At 51.7% G+C, this 20,626-nt stretch carries 16 protein-coding genes and 1 pseudogene; 11 read left to right on the top strand and 6 right to left on the bottom strand.

What is annotated here, in order from left to right; all coding sequences use genetic code 11:
* Window positions 1-33: 33 nt before the first annotated feature.
* From FPL14_RS15125 to FPL14_RS15150, 6 genes and pseudogenes are all read right to left on the bottom strand, one after another.
* A complete protein-coding gene (locus FPL14_RS15125; RefSeq protein ID WP_182303761.1) occupies window positions 34-1,407 on the bottom strand; it encodes a M14 family zinc carboxypeptidase in 1,374 nt (457 codons plus the stop codon).
* 98 nt (window positions 1,408-1,505) lie between these two features.
* Entirely contained in the window at window positions 1,506-2,201 is a 696-nt protein-coding gene (locus FPL14_RS15130; RefSeq protein ID WP_182303762.1) for an ankyrin repeat domain-containing protein, read from the bottom strand.
* A 137-nt stretch (window positions 2,202-2,338) separates the two neighbouring features.
* Entirely contained in the window at window positions 2,339-3,385 is a 1,047-nt protein-coding gene (locus FPL14_RS15135) for a FecCD family ABC transporter permease (protein WP_182303763.1), read from the bottom strand.
* Window positions 3,382-4,393: pseudogene (locus tag FPL14_RS30785) on the bottom strand (FecCD family ABC transporter permease). Before FPL14_RS30785 ends, FPL14_RS15135 begins: the two are co-directional and overlap by 4 nt.
* Before the next feature lie 81 nt (window positions 4,394-4,474).
* Window positions 4,475-5,758 (bottom strand): stalk domain-containing protein, encoded by a 1,284-nt coding sequence (locus tag FPL14_RS15145; RefSeq protein WP_182303764.1) that lies wholly within the window; start codon window positions 5,756-5,758, stop codon window positions 4,475-4,477.
* Between the two features lie 119 nt (window positions 5,759-5,877).
* A complete protein-coding gene (locus FPL14_RS15150; protein WP_182303765.1) occupies window positions 5,878-6,564 on the bottom strand; it encodes a hypothetical protein in 687 nt (228 codons plus the stop codon).
* A gap of 165 nt (window positions 6,565-6,729) precedes the next feature.
* Here FPL14_RS15150 and FPL14_RS15155 point away from each other — a divergent pair, with 165 nt between their 5' ends.
* From FPL14_RS15155 to FPL14_RS15205, 11 genes are all read left to right on the top strand, one after another.
* Window positions 6,730-7,533, top strand: a complete 804-nt coding sequence (locus tag FPL14_RS15155; RefSeq protein WP_182303766.1) for an ABC transporter ATP-binding protein — start codon at window positions 6,730-6,732, stop codon at window positions 7,531-7,533.
* Between the two features lie 38 nt (window positions 7,534-7,571).
* The gene (locus FPL14_RS15160; RefSeq protein ID WP_182303767.1) at window positions 7,572-8,354 is read left to right on the top strand and encodes an IucA/IucC family C-terminal-domain containing protein; all 783 of its coding nucleotides are present in this window, start codon (window positions 7,572-7,574) and stop codon (window positions 8,352-8,354) included.
* Between the two features lie 204 nt (window positions 8,355-8,558).
* On the top strand, window positions 8,559-9,554 hold the full coding sequence (locus FPL14_RS15165; protein ID WP_182303768.1) for an ATP-grasp domain-containing protein: 996 nt from the start codon (window positions 8,559-8,561) through the stop codon (window positions 9,552-9,554).
* A gap of 12 nt (window positions 9,555-9,566) precedes the next feature.
* Window positions 9,567-10,925, top strand: a complete 1,359-nt coding sequence (locus tag FPL14_RS15170; RefSeq protein WP_407644654.1) for a diaminobutyrate--2-oxoglutarate transaminase — start codon at window positions 9,567-9,569, stop codon at window positions 10,923-10,925.
* Window positions 10,922-12,352, top strand: coding sequence for an MFS transporter (locus tag FPL14_RS15175; protein WP_182298213.1), 1,431 nt, complete (start codon window positions 10,922-10,924; stop codon window positions 12,350-12,352). The genes FPL14_RS15170 and FPL14_RS15175 overlap by 4 nt, the downstream gene beginning before the upstream one ends.
* Window positions 12,321-13,901: an IucA/IucC family protein gene (locus FPL14_RS15180; protein WP_229263516.1), complete on the top strand. Its 1,581-nt coding sequence runs from the start codon at window positions 12,321-12,323 to the stop codon at window positions 13,899-13,901. Before FPL14_RS15175 ends, FPL14_RS15180 begins: the two co-directional genes overlap by 32 nt.
* 81 nt (window positions 13,902-13,982) lie before the next feature.
* Entirely contained in the window at window positions 13,983-15,761 is a 1,779-nt protein-coding gene (locus FPL14_RS15185) for an IucA/IucC family protein (protein ID WP_182298215.1), read from the top strand.
* The gene (locus FPL14_RS15190) at window positions 15,758-16,537 is read left to right on the top strand and encodes an HpcH/HpaI aldolase family protein (RefSeq protein ID WP_182298217.1); all 780 of its coding nucleotides are present in this window, start codon (window positions 15,758-15,760) and stop codon (window positions 16,535-16,537) included. The genes FPL14_RS15185 and FPL14_RS15190 overlap by 4 nt, the downstream gene beginning before the upstream one ends.
* Window positions 16,534-17,739 (top strand): type III PLP-dependent enzyme, encoded by a 1,206-nt coding sequence (locus FPL14_RS15195; RefSeq protein ID WP_182298219.1) that lies wholly within the window; start codon window positions 16,534-16,536, stop codon window positions 17,737-17,739. Before FPL14_RS15190 ends, FPL14_RS15195 begins: the two co-directional genes overlap by 4 nt.
* A 13-nt stretch (window positions 17,740-17,752) precedes the next feature.
* Window positions 17,753-19,561 carry an IucA/IucC family protein gene (locus FPL14_RS15200; protein ID WP_229263517.1) on the top strand — a complete coding sequence of 603 codons (1,809 nt, stop codon included), beginning with the start codon at window positions 17,753-17,755 and terminating at the stop codon, window positions 19,559-19,561.
* Window positions 19,562-20,080: 519 nt separating this feature from the next.
* Window positions 20,081-20,392, top strand: a complete 312-nt coding sequence (locus FPL14_RS15205; protein ID WP_182298223.1) for a hypothetical protein — start codon at window positions 20,081-20,083, stop codon at window positions 20,390-20,392.
* Window positions 20,393-20,626: the final 234 nt, after the last annotated feature.

Genomic DNA, 20,626 nt, shown 5'->3' on the forward strand with positions numbered 1-20,626 from the left:
GGGTTAGGTAAAGATTCCCCCTGCAATAACTGCTTATTGTACCCCTTCCGGTTCAACGGGAGGGGTCGTTTGTTGTGGTTGTTCATCTTCGGGTAGAGAAGGTTCTTCCGGAGCTTTCGTAAGCTCATCGACCTCCTCGGGAGTCATTTTGCGGCTATTAAGCCCCGATATCCACCGCAGACTCTCGTCCTCGGATTCGATCTCCAACCAACTGCCCTTCGAGCGCGTGACCTCATAATTGCCGATAGGCAGACTGCCGAATGTTTCGGATTTCAATAGCGGCCATTGGTAGGCGGTAGTTTTCTTGGTCAACTCAACCCACCCTGGCGCTGCCGCCGCTTCGTGTTTGTCCGTCTCGATCTGGACGGCCGTCGTGCCTAGCAACCAGGCGACATCCTCGTGCAATCTCCAGATTCGGTCCCAATTCGATAACGGTACGCTTCGTTCTCCGATGGACGGACTAAGCTCGGGTGTCAGTCCGGGATGTCCGAATTGCTGGATGAACCAGTCCGTAAATCCGCCGCCCGACGGCCGGGCCGCGGGTTTGACCACCCGATAGCCGGTCATGCGGGAATAGGCGGTCGCGAGCGTAAGGTCGCGTTGCAGGTTTTCCTTCGGTGTTTTGTAATTCCAATATAGGATTTCCCCGGAAGAATGATAGGACACGGCTATCGCGGGCTTCATGTTATTCGCCAACTTGAACATCGTTTGCGCTTCTTTGGCCTCGAGCGGCTTTTTCCCTTTGTAATTCATGTAATGGGGAGCAGGCGCCGGGTCGTTGATACGCTCCCAATCGGCAGGGTACTGCCGGTTCAAATCCACGCCTTTGGCGTTGCCTTTCCAGCGTTTGAAGTCGCGGCTTCCCTTGTTCATCTTCAACAATGCGGCATGGTCTTTTTGCGGAAAGGCATCGAGTCCTTTCTGCTGCAGCGTTACGCCGTCGGGGTTGACCATGGGCACGATCTGAAAAGTGACGTGGTCCAGCAAATCGCGAATCCGGTATTTTCCCCATTGCGCGTCCTTGCGATCGCTAACGGCGATGTGTTCCGCCATCCTCATAAGCAGAATAGTAGATATCCACTCCCTCGCATGATGAGAGCCGTTAAGCAATACGTTTATCGGTCCGCGGCCAACCTCCATCACCCATATCTCGCGATTGTACTCGCTTTTGCCCGCCGAACTGTATCGGATAAGATCGGGATATCGTTTCGATAGCGTTTGTATGTTTCTCGTCATGATTTCATATGTGTAGACTTGCTTCGGATTTACGATAGTCGCCGAAGAGGAAGCCGCGGAAGCGTCGTCGACAGCTACCGGGAACGATGCCGCAACGAGAAGGATTAACGCTAGCAGAATGTAAAAAATGCGAGTTCGAAGAATAGAGCGAAGAGTAGTAGGATGAAGCATGGGAAATCTCCTGTCTCTTTAGTAGAAGTTGGAATAAATAGATTATTCGACTTCGTTCGACAGGAACCCTGCTCTTTTATTTAAAAAACGATTATCTCTTAACTTCCGCCCGCGACCATCAGCATATGTCCGATTTCCATGAATCCTTGCCGCTTGGCATGCTGAAGCGGAGTAACCCCGTCGTTATCGGCGATGTTCACGTCGGCGCCGTGTTCGATGAGCAATCGGACGATCTGCTGGTGCTTCTCTCCGCCGTCGCTTAAGATTACCGCTTCAAGCAACGCCGTCCAGCCTAGATTGTTGACATGGTTTACGTTAACGTCCGTTGCCTCGAGCAGCGTCCTTACATTTTCTACATGGCCTTTCTCCGCGGCGGGAATGAGCGCATTGCCGCCGTAGCGGTTGGTCAGCTTCGTGTCCGCTTTGGCTTCGATCAGCAGCTTCAGGATGTCCAGAAGTCCTTCGGCTCCCGAATAGAGGAAAGGATTGTTCTTCAGTTGATCTTGTTTATCGATATCCGCTCCGGCTTCGATCAACAGTCTGACCGCATCCGGTTTATCGGCATAAGTCGCCGCCATGATAGCGGTTCTCCCCCGCATATCCTGCACGTTCAAGTCGGCGCCTTCTTCCAGCAACTTCCGGAGGGTTGCCGTGTCCCCGCGTTCCGCCGCCGCAATCAGTTGATGATCCATGACGTTCACAACCTTTTCCGTTGGATTCGATTCTTGCAATGGAGCTGAACATCCCGTAAATAAGAGAACGCCAGCGAGCAGGGCCGAATTCCATTTATTCATAGGAGCAACTCCCTTCCAAAGCGTTGTCTACATTATACCGGAGAGTTGTTAAAGCGGAAGAAACGAAATCTTAAATCTATCTTAACGCGCCACAAGAAAAAGCACGTCGTTTCCGATAGAAACGACGTGCCCAAGGCTTAAGAATTCCGATTGCGATACAGCAGATAAATGAAGAAAGGAGCGCCGACGCCGGCGGTAAACACCCCGACCGGAATATCGTACGGCAAGAACGCCGTTCGCGCGACCGTGTCCGAGAGGACGACGAGGAGTCCGCCGATCAAGGCCGATACCGGCAGCACTCCGCCGAACGAAGGACCAACCAGCTTGCGGGTCATATGGGGCGCGATAAGTCCGACGAACGAGATGGCCCCGCCGACCGCTACGGCCGCCCCGGCTAATGCCACGCTTACCATAAGCAGCGTGAATCGTTGCCGTTGAACGGCGCTTCCCGCACCCGCCGCGATGTCGTCTCCTAACTGAAGCACGTTGACATTGCGGGCGAGGATGAACGCGATGGGGATAAAGACGATTACCCACGGTACGATCATCCACACGATGCTCCAATCGGTGCCGTACACCGTGCCGGTAAGCCATACATAAGCTTGCGACGATGTGTACATCGGATTCATGACAAGCATTACTTTGGTCATCGATGCCAACAGGAAGTTAATCCCGATCCCGATCAGCACGAGACGAATCGCCGTCACGCCTTTTTTCCACGAAAGCAAGTAGATGAGGATAGACGTAACGCCTGCCCCGACCATCGCCGCGACCGGCAGCCAAACGATGCTGACCGTCCCCGCTAGATAGGTGATGAAAGCAACCGCCGCAAGGGAAGCGCCGCTCGTAATGCCGATAATGTCGGGGGAAGCCAGAGGATTGCGAATGATTCCCTGCAAGATGGCTCCGGCAACCGCCAGCGCGGCACCGACGAGGAACGCGGCGATGATTCTCGGAAGGCGGAGTCTTTGAACGACCAGTCTGTGTTCTTCGGTGCCGTTCCCGAACATCGCTCTGATAACGTCCAAGGGATGAATGCGCATGTCTCCGTCTCCGAGGGAGAGGCTTACCAGAAACGCAACAACGCTGGCGGCGGCAAGCGCGATCGTGAGCACCGCTGTTTTCTTATGGAGAAAAAAAGAAACGGGAATTTTCTCGAAGCGGATGTGCGTATAGTGTTTCACTTTTTGACGATCCCCTTTCTGGCGATCGCAATGAAGGCCGGAATGCCGATGATCGCGGTCATGACGCCGACCGGAAGCTCTTCCGGCTGGATGACGAAACGCGCCGCGATATCGGCGGCGAGAAGAAGGATCGCGCCGATCACCGCGCTATAAGGAATGATCCAACGGTAATCGTTGCCGGAGAACAGGCGGGCGATCGTCGGCACGACCAATCCGATAAAGCCGACCGGACCGGCTACCGCGACGGAGCTGCCGGCGAGCGCCACGATAATCAAGCCGGCGGCCAGCTTCACGAACAGCGTTCGCTGGCCGAGTCCTTGCGCCGTATCTTCGCCCATCGTCAGCACGTTCATGTGGCTGGCGATCCAGAGCGCGGCGAGCAAGCCGAAGCCATTAGCGGCAATACGCTTGCAGCATCTCGAGCGATCGTCCCGCGACGGAGCCGGTCAGCCAGAAGATCACCTCGCTCAAGCTTTTCTCGTCAAGGACGAGCAGCCCTTGCGTGAACGAAGAGAATAGCGCGCTGAGCGCGGCTCCCGCCAGAATGATTTTAAGAGGCGTCAGCCCGTCGCGTCCGAGCGAGCCGAGCAAGTACACCGCGATGGCGGCAACCGCCGCGCCGGCGAACGATAGGGCCGTCAACGCGGGCAACGAAGAAACCGATAGCACGGTCACGCTGAATACGATCATGAACGACGCGCCGAAATTGATCCCGAGCACGCTAGGATCGGCAAGCGGGTTTCTCGTCAGCCCTTGGATCAGAGATCCGGCAACGGCTAGGCAGGCTCCGATGGCGGCGGCGGTGAACGCTCTTGGCATGCGCGAAGTTTGCACGATGATATGAGCGTTGGAAGTGCCGTCGTATTGCGTGAAAGAATGATACGCCTCGGACCAAGTAATCGGCGTCGCCCCGTATACCATGCTGGCGAATATGAATACGATCAATATGATGAATCCGATGGCGAGGCCGGAACCTTTAGCCAGGTTTCCGGAGAACAGCCTTTCCATGATTGCCACTCCAGTCCCGCGACGCACGAAAGAATGAGCCGGATAGCCCATTCTTTCATGCGATGCGTTCTTTTACGATTTTTACAAGTCGAAGTAGAAGTACAAGTCGTCGAGCATCATTTTCGCGGCTGTCGCGCCGCCGGACATGTTCCAAGTGATATCGTTCACCTTGTAGTACTTGCCGTTCTTGACGCCTTTGAGGTTGTTCCACAACGGATTTTTCTGCCATTCTTCTTGGGATTTGAACTCTTCTCCGCCGCCGTTGCTGGAAGTAATGTCGAAGATGATATCTCCGTCCATCAACGGGATTTGCTCTTGGGAAGTAAGGTTGACGAGAACCTTGTCTTTCACTTGCTGGGCTTTAGGCCGTTTCAAACCAAGCTCCTGAAGAATCGTACCCGCGAAGCCCGTCACGTAGAACCGCGCGGAGCTGTCTTCCTGGAAGCGGACGATCGACACTTCGGCGCTGGCGAGGCTGCTGTTTTTGCTGACTTTGGACTTGAAGTCCGCTACCCGTTTATTCCAATCGTTAATGAAGGTTGTCGATTTGGCTTCCTTATTAAGCGCTTTGGCCGCCATCTCCATATTCCCTTTCCAATCGAACAATTGGTCCATGAACAGGGTAGGAGCGATTTCGGACAGTTGGCCGTAAATTTTCTCGTGGCGGGTTTTCGCTCCGATAATGAGGTCCGGCTTCAAGGCTACGATCGCCTCGATGTTCGGTTGGAGCTCGCTTCCGAGGTTTTTGACGCCGCCCATGTCCGCGCGCAGATAGTGATACCATGGCGCTTGAACCCATGATTCAACCGCGCCTACCGGTTTAACGCCCAATGTCAACGAGATGTCGACCATGCCGTTAAACAGGACGACGACGCGTTTCGGAGCCGATGTGAGCGTCGTATTGCCCATAGCGTGAGTGATCGTACGTTTCGTATCGATGCTTACCGTTTTTGCGCCGGCATTCCAGTTGACCCACAAGCCGAAAGCATCGCCAAGGAACTGGAGCGGAACGAGCGTCTGGCCGTCTTTCGCGACTACTTTGGCGCCCAGCGTTACGGATTTGCCGTTTACGGTTGCTTGGTTGCTGTTAAGCGCGATTTCCGCGGTCGTTTTGCCTCTTGTTACTTTTGTCTTTTTGGTCGCCTTATCGTAAGTAAGCTTGCCGCCGATATTGGATACTACCGGACCGAACGGAACCATCGTGATGCCGTTGATCACTTGCGGTGGGGAAGCCAGGCTGAGCGCCTTGCCGTCTAGTACGACTTTGATCGGCGTTGCGGCCGCTACCGCGACGAACGGAACGGAAGCGATTGCCAATAGCAATGAAAGGCATAAGGCCATTGTACGAAACGATGATTTAATCATGGGGAGCAGAAATCCACCTTTCAAAATGTTGTTATGATAATGATTATCATTATCACGAATCATAAAGCGGCCTTCTCGTTTCTGTCAACAATAATTTTCCAAAAGCTCAAGGCAATCGATTACAAGCCGGCTTTGTCCGCGAGCTGGCGGAACGACTGATATAGCTCGTAATCCAGCTGAAGCATAGCTTGCGAGTCGATCGTTTCCGCGGCTTGCAGCTCGTTCAGCTTAACGATTTTTTCTTGCAGGAAATCGGTCATATCCGGAAAGGAAGCATCAACGTCCGCTTTCATCGCTTCCCAATCTTGAACGATTTGAGAGGATACCTCTTTCATTTTCTCCGCGTCTTCGTTCTCGGCATGCTGCTTCAAGTCTTTGACAAGCCCGCGGATCCCTTCGATCGATTTTTTCAATCGTTCCGCTTCCGGACCGCTTGCGGCAGTCTTATCCTCGCCGTTGTCCATAATCGAGTCGGTAACGGCTTTGGCTACCGATTCGTTATTTTTCTTGGCTTCCTGCACTTTCTCGGCCTTGGTCTGCTTTTTGGCCGGCTCCTTCGGCTGTTCCGTAGGCTGCTCCTCGGTTTTCTCGCCTTGCTGCGTCGGTTCCGCCGGCTGCACGGTCTCCGTTTGCGTCGGCTCCGCCTGAGCCTCCTCCGTCTGAACGGGAGCTTCGCTTGCCGTTTCCGTCGGCTCGATCGCGGGTTCCGCAGCCTCTATATATCGGTTGGATGTCGGCGATGAGCCGCAACCCGTCATCAGCCACAGCGCCGCCGCTACCGAAATTACGCCTAATAATCGTTTCAACGTGATTCCTCCTATGTATTTCTATTTATTGGATTCTGGATGTCGTATGTTATTTTAGATAAAATGAGAACGATTTTCAATAACTTATTGAAAATAATTATCATTCTCGTTGACATGGAGGCTTTGGCTGTTTAGAATCTATGGTAAATAAAGGGGATGAGCCGTTTGAACGCATTGGAAACTCGCGACTTGTCGATAAGCTACGGAGATCAATTCGTTTTTCGGGATTTAAATCTGTCCATCGACAAAGGCAAGGTCACCTCGCTGATCGGAAGCAACGGTTGCGGCAAATCGACGTTGCTTCGCACGATGGCCCGCTTGCTCAAACCGCATAAGGGCAATGTGCTGCTCGAAGGCCACAGTATCGTTTCGATGCCCACGAAGGACGTCGCGAAAAGGATGGCCCTGCTGCCGCAAGGTCCTACGGCGCCGGAAGGACTGACTGTGCTTCAACTCGTCAAGCAGGGAAGGTATCCTTACCAGAGCTGGCTGCAGCAATGGTCGAAGGAAGACGAGCGGCACGTTCGTCAAGCGCTCGAGACGACCGGATTGACGGAGCTCGCGGAGCGCGCGGTAGATTCGTTGTCGGGCGGGCAACGGCAACGCGCTTGGATCGCGATGGTGCTGGCGCAAGGTACGGATATCGTGCTGCTGGACGAACCGACGACTTATTTGGACATGACGCATCAGATTGAAGTGCTCGATTTGCTGTACTCCCTTAACGTGAGCGAAGGGCGCACGATCGTCATGGTACTCCACGATATTAATCTGGCTTGTCGGTACTCGCACCAAATCGTGGCTATCCAAGACCAAAAGGTATTCGCGCAAGGATCGCCCGAGGAAGTCGTGACCGCAGGTATGATCGAGTCCGTGTTCCATATGAAATCGGACGTTATCCGGGACCCGCTGTACGGGACGCCGATGTGCGTGCCTCACGGGAATGGAAGGGTCCTATCGTATACGCGTTAACCCGCAGGGAAAGCGAGAAAAGAAAACGAGGAAAAACGATGGCATTGGCATATAACCCGGAAGAAATCGACGTTTTAGTTAAAGATTATCGATTGGCGATAGAACCGTCGACGGATGGCAAGTTCTCCATGCCGGCGATCGATTTGCTGAACAATGACAAATGTTCGGCCTATTTGGGCGGGGTAAAGGGCATCTTCGAAACCTCCTCCGACGTGGCTACAGTGTCGCTTTTTGCGAAGAGATACAGTTACCTGATAATCGCTTCCAGCCTGTACGCGATGAGCGCGTTTAACAAAGGGTTGGATTATTCCATCGAGAATTGTCATGTCGAATCCAGCTTCCAAGGCCAGGCATGGCTTCCGAAGGTGCGCTTATCGGATTGGCCCGTCTCTCAACCGGCAGAGGGCGGCCGGAAGGAATGGCGGGATCAGGTGATTCGCAACATATTCGCCGAGAATATCGCCAAGGCATGGAACTCCCTTTCGAAGATCGGCCCCATTTCGAAGGCCGTTTTATGGGAAAATACGGCCATCTACGTGTATTGGCTGTATGAGAACAAATTCGGAGAGGGAGCCGACGCCGAGCAGCAATCGCGGATACAAGAAGATTACGAATATTTGCTGAATGAAGCTCCGGCGCACTTATTCGGAGAAACGAAAAATCCGTTAGCCAGATTCAACAGTCCCAAAGTGGCCACCATGGCTTCAGAGGCGCCAATCCGTATTCGGAAAACGTGCTGTTATTATTACTTGGCGGCGGAAGATCCCGAAGATTACTGTCCGACTTGCCCCAAAATCAAGCACGAATTGCGTTGTAATTAAAGGCACTGCTAATAGGCACGTACTAAGCACTTTGTTTCCTAGGGAAACGGGTGCTTTTTTCTTGTTACATAAAAATACAAAAATGATTAATGTTGACAGTCGCAACAACAATCCATATGATGGGTATACATAATGATATTGAGTATCATTATCAATTAGAATCGAATAAGTAACGTTTTACCGTTGTTACCGGGAGGAGATGCAGTGAGCCAACATCAAGTGCGGAACGCGCATAACAAACTAATCCAAAACAAAGCGAGGGAAATGGGGATTGCATGCAAGCCGTTAATTCCGGGGTGCGAAGATTTTCTAGAGTTATCGTATAAGGGCAAGAACATCATTATCAACAAGACCAGAACTCACAAGATGTCGTTGATGGCCGGATTATTGGCGAAAAACAAGGAAGCTTCCAACCTCTTGTTAAGAAGACGCGGATTGCCCGTGCCGGATGATATCGTCGTATCGCGAATGAACGAAGAAGCCGTCGATTTTATGAATAAATACAGGCTAGTGACGGTGAAGCCTCTGGATACGAGCCGCAGCATCGGAGTTACCGTCGGCATCGACAAGGAAGAGGACTTGGATCGGGCCATTCGGACGGCGCGCCTTCATAGCGAGAAAGCGATGATTCAGAAGTATGTAGAAGGCCGTGACTATCGCGTACTGGTGATAGCAGGGCAAACGATAGGCGTATTGGAGTATGAACCGGCGTTCGTCGAAGGCGACGGCCGATCGACGATCGGGGAGCTCATTCATCGGTTGAACGCGGACCAGCTTAGACGCAATGATGCCGGAGACGCCGGATCCTTCCAAGAAATAAACGTCGATTCGAAGCGTTTGTCCGCGCATCTGCGGGAGCAAGGCTTCGCCATTCAAACGATTTTACGCAAAGGTGTTCGGGTGGAGCTGTTCTCAAGCGTTAACGCGATGGCGGACGAAATCAGCGAGATCGTGACCGATCGAACCCATGACATTTGCCCGTATAACGAGAATGTCGCCGTTGAGGCGGCGAAGGCACTGAACGTCGACGTGGCTGGTATCGATATTCGCTGCAAAGATATTAGGCTTCCGCTAAACGACGATAACGGGGGGATTCTTGAGGTCAACGCTTTGCCGGATATGATCGATCCGCACCTTTTTCTGCAAGGGGCTTCTACAGATGTATTCCAGGTTTACCTGCAATATTTATTCGAAGAATAAAAGGAGCGTTTAATGATGCTATCCGTGAATGCCGGGAATGCGTATTTACAGCTGCAGAACGACAAGGAATCCAATGCCCGATCTTATCCGCGCCGTTTTCCCCTCGTCATCCACAAAGCCAAAGGGATAATCATAACCGATACGGAAGGCAAGCCCTATTACGATTGCCTCGCGGGCGCGGGCACGTTGGCGCTGGGCCACAATCATGACGTCGTGGTTGCGGCGATCGGCGATGTTCTGGAGAAACAAATCCCTTTACATACGCTGGACCTGGCAACGCCTTTGAAAATCGAGTTCATGCAAGAAATTTTCTCTATTCTGCCGGAAGAGTTAAGAGACGCCTCCAAAATCCAATTTTGCGGTCCGACCGGCGCGGATGGGGTGGAAGCCGCCATCAAGCTGGTCAAGAACGCGACCAAAGGCAAATCCATTCTGGCTTTCCAAGGCAGCTACCACGGCTCGACGCAAGCCACGATGTCCATGAGCGGCAATTTGAGCAAGAAACAGCATTTGCAAAGCTTGCTGCCGGATGTCCACTTCCTGCCGTTCCCCTATGAATATCGTTGCCCGTTCGGCGTCGGAGGAGGAATGACCGCCCAGATCAGTACGCAGTATATCGAGAATTTGTTGGACGATTGCGAGAGCGGCATCGCTTCTCCTTGCGGCGTCATTATCGAAACCGTGCAAGGCGAGGGGGGATCGATTCCGGCCGATCTCGAATGGCTGAGACAATTGCGGCGCATCACGGCCGAAAGAGGAATTCCGCTCATTATAGACGAGGTTCAGACGGGCATCGGCAGAACCGGTAAAATGTTTTCCTTCGAGCATGCCGGCATCGTCCCGGATGTCATCGTCTGTTCGAAAGCGATTGGCGGAAGCTTGCCGATGTCGGTGGTCATCTACAAGGAAGAATTGGACCAATGGCAGCCGGGAGCGCATACGGGTACGTTCCGCGGCAATCAATTAGGCATGGCGACGGGGCTCGCGACGCTGAAATACATGAAAGAAAACCATGTGCTCGACAATGTTCAAGAACGCAGCGAACAGTTCTTCGAAGCCCTGAATCGGATGCGGGATAAATACGAAGAGATCGGCGACGTTCGCGGAAGAGGCTTGATGATCGGAGTCGAGATCGTAGATCCGAACGGCCGCAGAGACCGCTTAGGGCACTATCCTCCAAGCGGGGAGCTGGCTTCGCGAATTCAAGCGTGCTGCTTCAAGAACGGACTGATTATCGAAGTGGGAGGCCGTCGCTCGGCCGTGCTGCGGTTCTTGCCGCCGCTTACGATTACGGCGCTTGAAACGGCGGAGGTGTTGTCGATTTTCGAGAAATCCGTCGTTCAAGCCATAGAAGCGATGCGGGGCAAATGAACGCGTTCGGATTGAAAAAGCATTCCGTATTATTGGCGATTTTGCTCGGCGCCTTTTCTTTGGTGCTGACGAATAGCGCTTTTAATATTTTGCTGCCGAGCTTCGTTCGAATGTACGGAATATCGACCGCGTTCGGCGGATGGATTATTATTCTCTATATTTTGGCGATGACGATCACGATGCCTTTGACGTCGCTTGTCGTCGATCGTCTCGGCAGGAAGCAAACCTATATTTTAGGCGTCGGACTCTATGGCTTATTCTCCGTGCTGGGCGGCTTATTCTGGCAACACATTGAGATCGTTCTGTTGGTGCGCGTGATGCACGGCGTTGCGGCCGGACTGATGATCCCTTTGTCGCTGGTGCTGTTGTTCGATTATTACGGCAAAGAAGTAAGGGGACGGGTAGTCGGCGCGTGGGGAATCCTGCTCATGATCGCGCCGGCCATCGGCCCGACGTTAGGCGGAGCGATCATGCAGTTCGGACAGTTGCAGCATCTGTTCTGGCTCAATGTGCCGTTCGCGTTTCTATCGTTCGTTATGTGCTGCACGCAGATCAAGCGCTATCCGGCGGCGAATAGAAAAACGATTCATTTTCAAGGCATTGCGTTGATGGTTGTATGTATCGCTTCGCTAAGCCTCGGCATTCAGATGGTTTCAAGTCCGACCGTCCCCAAGTGGATCCCCTGCGTCTTGCTGCTATTAGGCGCGGTGACGTTGATTCGTTTCGTTCAGCGAGAAAACGTCAAAGACGAACCGTTGATTCGTTACCGGCTGTTGCGTCGGCATCCGGTATTTACGGTGTCGCTCGTCATTTCGGCGATTCAAGACTCCGTTATGTTCGGCGTAATCTTCGTTCTGCCGCTGATCTTTCAAGAAGTGTTTCATCTATCGCCTTCCGTGACGGGTGCCATGTTCATTCCGACGGCTATTTTTACGAGTTTGTTCGTGTGGATGGGCGGCAGCATGATCGATTCGGGCAAGTCTTTGAAATTCATCGCTTATGGCATCGGGTTCATCGCGGTTTCGGTATTGGCGTTTGCTTTTGTCCCGCGAGGAGTTCCATTCGTTGTTCTCCTCCTCCTCATGTCCTTGAGAGGGATCGGCAACGGATTATCCGATATGACGGTGACCGCCATCGGACTGAACTCCTTGCCGGAAGAGGATTTGCACGAGGGGTCGGCGTTATCGAACACGATCCAACGGCTAGCCTCTTCGTTCGCCGTGATGCTGCTTAGCGTGTATTACGAGCTTCGTTGGCAGATGATCGCACAATCGGGAGTACTCGCCGAGCAGGCGAAATGGACGGCTTTAAAAGAAGAGTGCGTCGCTTTAGGCGGCTTAATGCTGCTTGCTTTGCCGCTTGTCATCTTTATAAACGGGAGGAAGGTGGAAGTCGTTGCTGGGAACGGGGAAAAAACGGTCGCTTAACGGCCGTGAACAAGCCAACCGCCATACTTGCAAGACGTTGCTGAATTGTTATGCCAGAGAGTTCTGTAATGAACATACGAGCTCTTTTTCCATGAGCCCTCATGATCTTGCCTATGCATTCTATTTTCCGGCGAGCGACGTTATCCTTTCCGGCAAACTATCCTATTATTCCGCAATCGGCGAGCATGAATACGAATCCTATCTCGTGAATAACGGGCGTGAACCGGAATACGCCGACGTGGCGCAATGGATCGTGAAGGAACTGCGGCAACACCAGTTGCTCATCACGGACAAGAGGGCGATCGATTTCTCCACTAAAGTAGCCAACAGTTATCGGAACTTGGCCTTGTATTTGGAGCATTCGGTCGATGTCCGGGCGCAGGACTATCTGTCATCCGAACAATCGTTGCTCTATGGGCATCCGTTTCACCCATTCCCCAAAAATACCTTAGGTTTTACCGAGGATGAAGCGAGAAAGTTCGGTCCGGAGCTGCGGGCTTCTTTTCCGTTGTGCTATCTGGCCGTGAGGAAGGACGTCTATCGGGAAGAATGGGTGCCGGGAAGACAACGAATGGAACTGCATGAAAGCGTGATGGAACATGCGCAACTCATGCTTCAAGAGCAAAGGGACGGTTACGAAGTGTTGCCGATGCATCCGTGGCAGTACGAGCATGTCCAGTCGATAGAGGCGGTTAAGGAGTACATCCAAGAAGGGAAAATCATTCTTCTAGGAAGCTGCGGGCCGTTAAGCTATCCGACCTCATCTGTACGTACGGTATATATTCCGGCGATGAGATGCAATATCAAGCTGCCGTTGAACATTCAAATCACGAATATGACGAGGAACAACAACAGGGAGCAAATGCGAAGAACGTTGGACGCTGCTGGCTATTTGGTACAGAGGAATTGTTTTGCGGAAGAGCCGGGCACCCGAATCGCTTACGAAGAAGGCGTATGCGCTTGCTATTTTGAAGAGGATGACATCACTAAATTATTCGCGGTCGCTTATCGCCCGATCGAGTTCGATGAAACGTCAACCTATGTGCTATCTAGCCTAGTCGAAGCTCCAACGGGGGGAGAGCCGTCTCGCTTATTCTCGTTGATGGATCATCGCGATGCGGATCAGTGGTTCCGGCAGTATCTTGCGATCTCCTTGCTGCCCATCGTTCACATCGCGGAGGAGAAAGGCATTCATTTCGAAGCCCATCTGCAAAATTCATTATTAACGATTAAGAACGGCATGCCCCATACGTTTATCATTCGGGATTTGGAAGGGGTAAGCGTGAATAGGGACAAGGCGGGAGAGCTTGTGGACACCTTCGGTCCTCTTTTCTATGCCCAAGAAGAAGCGTGGGCGCGCACGTCTTATTATTTCGTGGTGAACCATCTTGGTTCTTTGATTCATGCCCTGGCGAGGGACGTTCAGGTAGGAGAAGAGCATTTCTGGGCAATCGTGCGGGACGTTCTCCTGCAGGAGGCGGAAGAGAGCGGGAATGAATACGTGCTTCACTTGCTAACGGCTAATGTCTTCTATGCCAAAAAAATATGATGAGCTGCTTGGCGGGGAACAGCGAGACGCCGTCATACGTTGCGGTGAACAATATCATGAAGCGAATAGGGAGTGAACGGAATGCAACGAACAAGCAGCTTGTCTGAACGACGGCTAACCGCATTCGAAGAAGTGACGGATAGAATCATGCGCCAGACGATGGAGGCTCTTATTTTCGAGGGGATTGTGGAAGTTGCGAAAGAGGGACGAAAGTGGTCGTTCGCCGGGAAAACCGCGGCAGGGGATGTCGCCGATTATTCCTGCGAAGCGGAGGAGAAATGGTCTTTCGGCAGGGTGAAGATAGTTCGGAATTCGATCCGAAGAGAGGGGGAGCCGTATGCAAACCTGTATCTCTTCCTCGAAGAAGTCATCCAGAATCGATTGGAAGGGGCGCATACGGCGTCGTTCATCCATGAATTGCTGGAAACGTTGGCGAAGGATCACCAGTCCAGAGAGTTGCTGCCGGATCGGATTCCGGAGCAAGACCGGCATTACGAAGCCTTGGAAAGCCATATGACCGACGGGCATCCGTATCATCCGAGTTACAAATCGAGGATCGGGTTTTCTTTGGCGGATAACTATGCGTACGGGCCCGAGTTTAACCAAGAAGTTTTGTTGTATTGGGTCGCGGTTAACGAGCAATTGGCGGACTTTGCTCTATCTAGCGAGAATTCGCTTGAAGACATTCACAAGCATCATTTAACGGATAGAGATAGGCGCAAATTCAATCGAATCGTCAAAGAGAAAGGCTGCGGCGATAAGAAGTATGCGATTATCCCCGTTCATCCTTGGCAGTGGGAGCATCTTCTTCCCTCCGTCTTCGTGCAACAGTTGAAGGATCAAGATATCGTGCTTCTGGGCACCTCGGACCGTCCGTATAGGGCACAGCAGTCTATTCGCACGCTGGCTCATCGCGATAATACCGACGCCACCTATATTAAATTGGCGATGAGCATTACGAATACGTCGACCAGTCGTATTTTGGCGCATCACACGACGCAGAATGCGCCGCTGATCAGCGACTGGCTGGACACGATCGTTCGGAACGACAGCCTGCTGCAGAAGGAGCGGTTTCGACTTTTAAGAGAAGTCATGGGGATTTCCTTCCGCTACGATAAGCTGCCGCCGATTCAATACCGTTCGGCTTATGGGACGCTTGGCGCCATCTATCGGGAGAACGTGTCGACCTATTTGGAAGAGGGGGAGGAAGCGTGGCCGTTAAACGCGCTGCTGCTCACGCAGAAGAACGGAGAGTCGTTCATCCAAGCGGCGATTCGGCAGCATGGGGTAGAGAAATGGAGCGATGCGTTGATTCGAACGGTGACTCTTCCAATCATCCATCTGCTGTATGCTCATGGCATTGCGCTTGAATCCCACGCGCAGAACATTATTTTAGTCGTTCAGGATCGGTTGCCTAGCCGGATTATCGTGAAAGATCTGCATGACGGCGTTCGTTACGTGCCCGACAAACTATTGAGGCCGGAGTGGGCGCCGAAGCTGAACCCCGAGCCGGAGACGCATCGGAAATTCAATCGCTACTCGTTTATTCAGACGGAATCGGTGTCCGAGGTTAGGGATTATACGTTCGACGCCTTCTTCTTCATCTGCATGACGGACATTTGCTGGGCGCTTGAGCGATTCGGGTTGAGCGAAAAGGATTTTTGGCGCAAATGCGCGGGGACAATCGTGAGCTATCAGAAGGAACACCCGGAATATGTGGATAGATTTGAAATGTTCGATTTGTTCGCCGAAGACGCCTTGATCGAAGAGATGACGAAGCGGCGGATCTACGGCGATAGCGAGTTGTACTTCCGTTCGGCGAAAAATCCGCTGTTGCTGGCAAGGGCTGAGTTGGAATGAGAAAAAATAAGCTGAAGGGAAAAATCAGCCGCGGCGAGCCGGTGTACGGACTATTCGTCTCTATTCCGCATCCGATCGTCATCGAGTTGATCGGGTATGCGGAGTTCGACTTCGTCATTATCGATTATGAACATGCGTCGATGAATATGGAAACGATCGAAGAGATGATTCGCGCCGCCGAGCTGCTGGATATGACGCCGCTGGTGAGAATATCCAAGGTGGATCGGATAGAAATATTGAAAGTGTTGGATAGCGGCGCCCAAGGGATTGTCATCCCTCACGTGGAGCGTCGAGAACAAGTCGAAGAGGCCGTTCGTTACGCTTATTATCATCCGATCGGCATGAGAAGCCTGAACAGCGGACGGGCGGGAGCTTTTGCGAAATATTCGCTCACCGATTATATTTCCGAAGCGAACGAAGAGTTGATGATCGTTCCGATGATCGAAAGCGTAGAGGGCGTGAGGCAATGCGAAGCGATCTTATCCGTGCCTCAAGTCAGTTTCGTTCTGGAGGGGGCGGCGGATCTGTCGCAGTCGCTGTCCGTTCCTTGGGATACCGATCATCCAGAGGTGCAAAGGAATTTGGACGTTTTGCACGAGGGAGCTGAGAGATGCAATGTGCCTTACGCGATCGTTTCGAGAAGTCTGGACGGTCATCGCAAGTGGGCGGATAAGGGCGTGCATATTTTCGTGCTGGGAGATGATCGCAATACGGCATTCCGGGCATATAGGCAGAAGAGAGACGACTATCGAAACGCGGCAGGGGGAAGACGATGAACCGGCAAATAGAGAGATGGATTCACGAGTGGCATAATCAAAGCGGTGAACCGGTCTGCGCTTATGTATACGACCTGGAAGGCATACAAGGCCATGTGCGGAAGATGCTGGAGACGATGCCGGAAAAGACCCGCTTGTTCTATGCGATTAAAGCCAACCCGGACAAGAGAATCATCGAGGCTTTGCTGCCGTTAGTGCAAGGATTCGAAGTGGCTTCGATCGGCGAGCTGTTGCTCGTAAGAGAGGTTTCAGAGTCCGTGCCGATTCTATTCGGCGGGCCGGGGAAGAAAGACGACGAGCTGGAGACGGCCCTTCTCAAAAACGTCGCTTATCTTCACGTGGAAAGCCTGTTGGAGCTGTGGAAAATAGTGATGTTGGCGAAAGAATGGAGACGGCATACGCAAGTGTTGCTGCGCATTAATCTCAGGACGAATACGTTGCCGCAAACGAAGATTGCGATGGGAGGCCGTCCAAGCCCGTTCGGGCTAGATGAGCATTTTATTGAAGAAGCGATTGCATTGCTAAGAGAGGAAGGCAATACATACGTTCATCTCGCCGGATTTCACTTTCATTCGTTATCCAACAATCTGCAAGCGGAGCTGCACGCGGATATGGTTCATCTGTACCTGCAGAAGGTGGAAGAGTGGAAACGTTCGTATGGATTGGACGTTCAGGTCATCAATGCAGGCGGCGGGTTCGGAGTCTCCTACGACGATACGCCGGGGTTTGATTGGCAACGTTTCACCTCCTTATTGGCGGAGAGCGAGGCCGTGCGGGGGTTGGGGGATACTCGGCTGTTCTTCGAGCCGGGAAGATTCATCGTCGCCGATCACGGATATTACGCGGTCGAAGTCGTCGATATTAAGCAGTCGCACGACCAATGGTTCGCCGTCATTAGAGGGGGCACCCATCACAACCGCTTACCGGCATCGTGGGGACATAATCATCCGTTTAGCGTCGTTCATACGGACAGATGGCCGTATTCTTTTGCGAGACCGTCGATTAACGATGCCAAGGTCACGATTGTCGGGGAATTATGCACGCCTAAGGACCGACTGCATACGGATGCCCAATTGGAAAGCTTGCGCGTGGGGGATGTGCTTGTATTCGAGAAATCGGGCGCCTATTGCTGGACGATCTCGCATCATGATTTCCTGAGTCATCCGCACCCGAAATTTTATTACATAACGGAGGGGGATTAGGATGGACGGAGCTATGACGACATTTCGGAGCCGGACTGCCGAAGGACAAATCATGAAAGATTTAATGGATGCTTTGATCGCGGAGCATTTTTTTCAGATTGATGATCATACGACAAGGAAGCTTGCGTCAGTACCGGAGATCGCTCGCCGACTCTATCCCGAACACGGTAGAGGGTTAGTTTACGTTGGCGACATCTGCTGTCTCCTGGAAGAGAGCTATCGACAAGGCCATCAATGGGTGTCCGATTCGCCTATTTATAAGAAGAGCGATGAGGAATGGGTGGAAGTCCGTTCTCCGAGGGAGCTCTGCCAAGTCGTGTTACGCAGCTCGTTATCCGAAGAAGCTTATGCGCATCCGGGCGTAACGGAATTCCTGGAAGGGCTGGACGTAGCTATCGAACAATTGAGTCTGAGTCTTGAGCGGGCGACCTCCCCTCTCGCTTTTGCGCCGAAATCCGCGTATGAGTGGTATGTGAAAGGCGAAATGATCGCGTCCTTGCGCGACCGGCCTTTTCACCCGTTATCCAAGGCTAAGATCGGTTTTACGACGGACGATTATGAGCAGTACATGGCCGAGTTCGGGGTAAAAACCTCCTTGCACTGGGTAGCGATTCGCAATGACTCCGTCATGAAAGGGTGCGCGGAGGAGGAATGGGAAGCTCTCGACGTGCTGAACGATCAGCAACGGACGATCATCGAGAAGGAGCTGGCGCGGAAGGGAATCTCAAAGCGACAATACACGATCATTCCGGTTCATCCGTGGCAGCTGAAGAATAAGATCTTGCCGGATTTTCACAAGGAAATCGCGGACGGAACCCTCATCATTCTGGCCTCACAGGCGGGCGACTTCCTCGCGACTTCATCGGTGCGTTCTTTCGCGTCTGTCGATGCATCGGCGAAGATGTTAAAGCTGCCGATCAGCGTGAAATCCCTAGGTGCAGCTCGATACTTGCCCGTCGTCAAATTGTTAAACGGGCTCGCCGGAGAGAAAATGTTCCGCCAAGCCGTCGCTTGCGATGAGACGTTAGCCGACAAATTGTTCTTATGCGAAGAGAAACATTGGTGGGGATATATGCCTCCATCGATGGGGCTGTTCGACGATCACCCGCGCCATCTGGCTGCTCAGGTTCGCGTTTACCCGAAAGAGATAATGACGGAGGGATACAAAATCATTCCTATGTCCTCTCTAGGTGTGGTGCGGGATGGAACGCATTTTTTATCGGAAATTTTGGGGGATAAACTGTGTGAAGCTGACGTGCTCCGCTTCTATTCTGAGATGACCTCCATGTTCTATGACATTACAATGAGGTTGTTTAAGGTCGGCATCGTACCCGAAATCCACGGTCAGAACTGTTGCTTAGTGCTGAAGGACAACAAGGTCAGCGGCATGCTGTTCCGCGATCACGATTCCGTGCGTCTTCACCAACCGTATTTAGATAGGCATGGGATTCAGGATCCCGGTTATCATATCAGACCCGGTTATTCGAATAGCTTGTACAACGAGACGTTGGAAAAGTTGATTTTCTACGTTCAGTCGTTGGGTACTCAGGTCAATCTAGCCTCTATTATGGAAGCTTTGTCGGAGGCCTATTCTATTCATTTGAATGTTTTGTGGGGGATTACGGAGTCGAAGTTAAGAGAATCGCTACAGAATATCGATATTCCTGAAGTCGATAGAGACGTTTTGCGCCATGCGTTGTTTGAAAGCGAAAATTGGCCGGTAAAGTTAGTTATTAGACCGCTGCTTGAAGCCGATGGCGTTCCGGGAGCTATGCCTTCTGGGAAGGGTTTGGGAGTTAATCCTTTTTATCTGAAGTCGTGAAGAGCTGTATACGGGGAGTTGGAGTGATTGGATTTCGTATGGGGAGAATCTTGTTGCCACCGAGGTTGTAGAATAACACAATAAAGTATAGCAGTAATTTTGCAATGAATACATCGCCTACGGGTCATAGACCTTGGCGATGTATTTTTTTATGCGGAGAAGTCAACACGGAGTCAACAATCGGTCCCTAATAGACTTTCGCAACGAGCTTAACCGGCCGAGCGTTCATGTCTGTGTTTACAAAATTAGTGCTAGGTATGTCTAACTATAGTATGTCCCTACTGTAACCGGGATTATATTAACTGCAGGGCAGAGGATGTATCGGGTGCACAATTAGACCATTTTTTCAGCAAATCAGACTTCCCTTTATTTGCAATCTGTTTGTATAATCTCGTACCCGTCTGCGGCAATTGCAACAGAATCAAAAGCAATAGCAATAGGAAACTAGCGTTTAGCTCACCTTTCGATAAGAATATTAACTGGGATGAAGATATAACCTTCTCCTACAAGGGTAGCACTGTGAGTGACATAAAGGTTATTGTAGACGCTAAGGGGAATTTGGAAAATAACTTGAAGGGCATGAAAATCCGTGAAGCTTATCAAATTCATGGCACTGAGGTACTAGAATTAATAGAGAAGCAACAAATGTATAATAGCACCCAAAAGCAAGAAATCAAAGCTCTGCTATCTCAAGCGAATTTGACTGATTCAGAAATTAAGAAGATTGTATTCGGCCCTGAAATTACAACAGAAGGTATGAAAACTAAGCCGCTCGGTAAGCTGATGCGTGATTTACACAAAGAATTGAAAATTTATAATATTGACGTGTAATAAAGCCTATTAAGGCGAAATGTTATTTGTTGTTACTAGCAAAGTAGAATTAATGCAAATCCTCCAGTTGGAGCGATTGGATTTGTTATGAGGGAAATCCGGTGGCGACGGGGGAAGAGTAAGAGTGGAAAGGTTAATAGCAGTATGCGAAGTTCAATACAGAGCACGGTGAGAAAGATGCCGATGCTCTGTATTTTTCTATGTTTAAAGTCAATATGGAGTCCGCACGTAACA

Source organism: Cohnella cholangitidis (assembly GCF_014107495.1).
Taxonomy (GTDB): domain Bacteria; phylum Bacillota; class Bacilli; order Paenibacillales; family Paenibacillaceae; genus Cohnella; species Cohnella cholangitidis.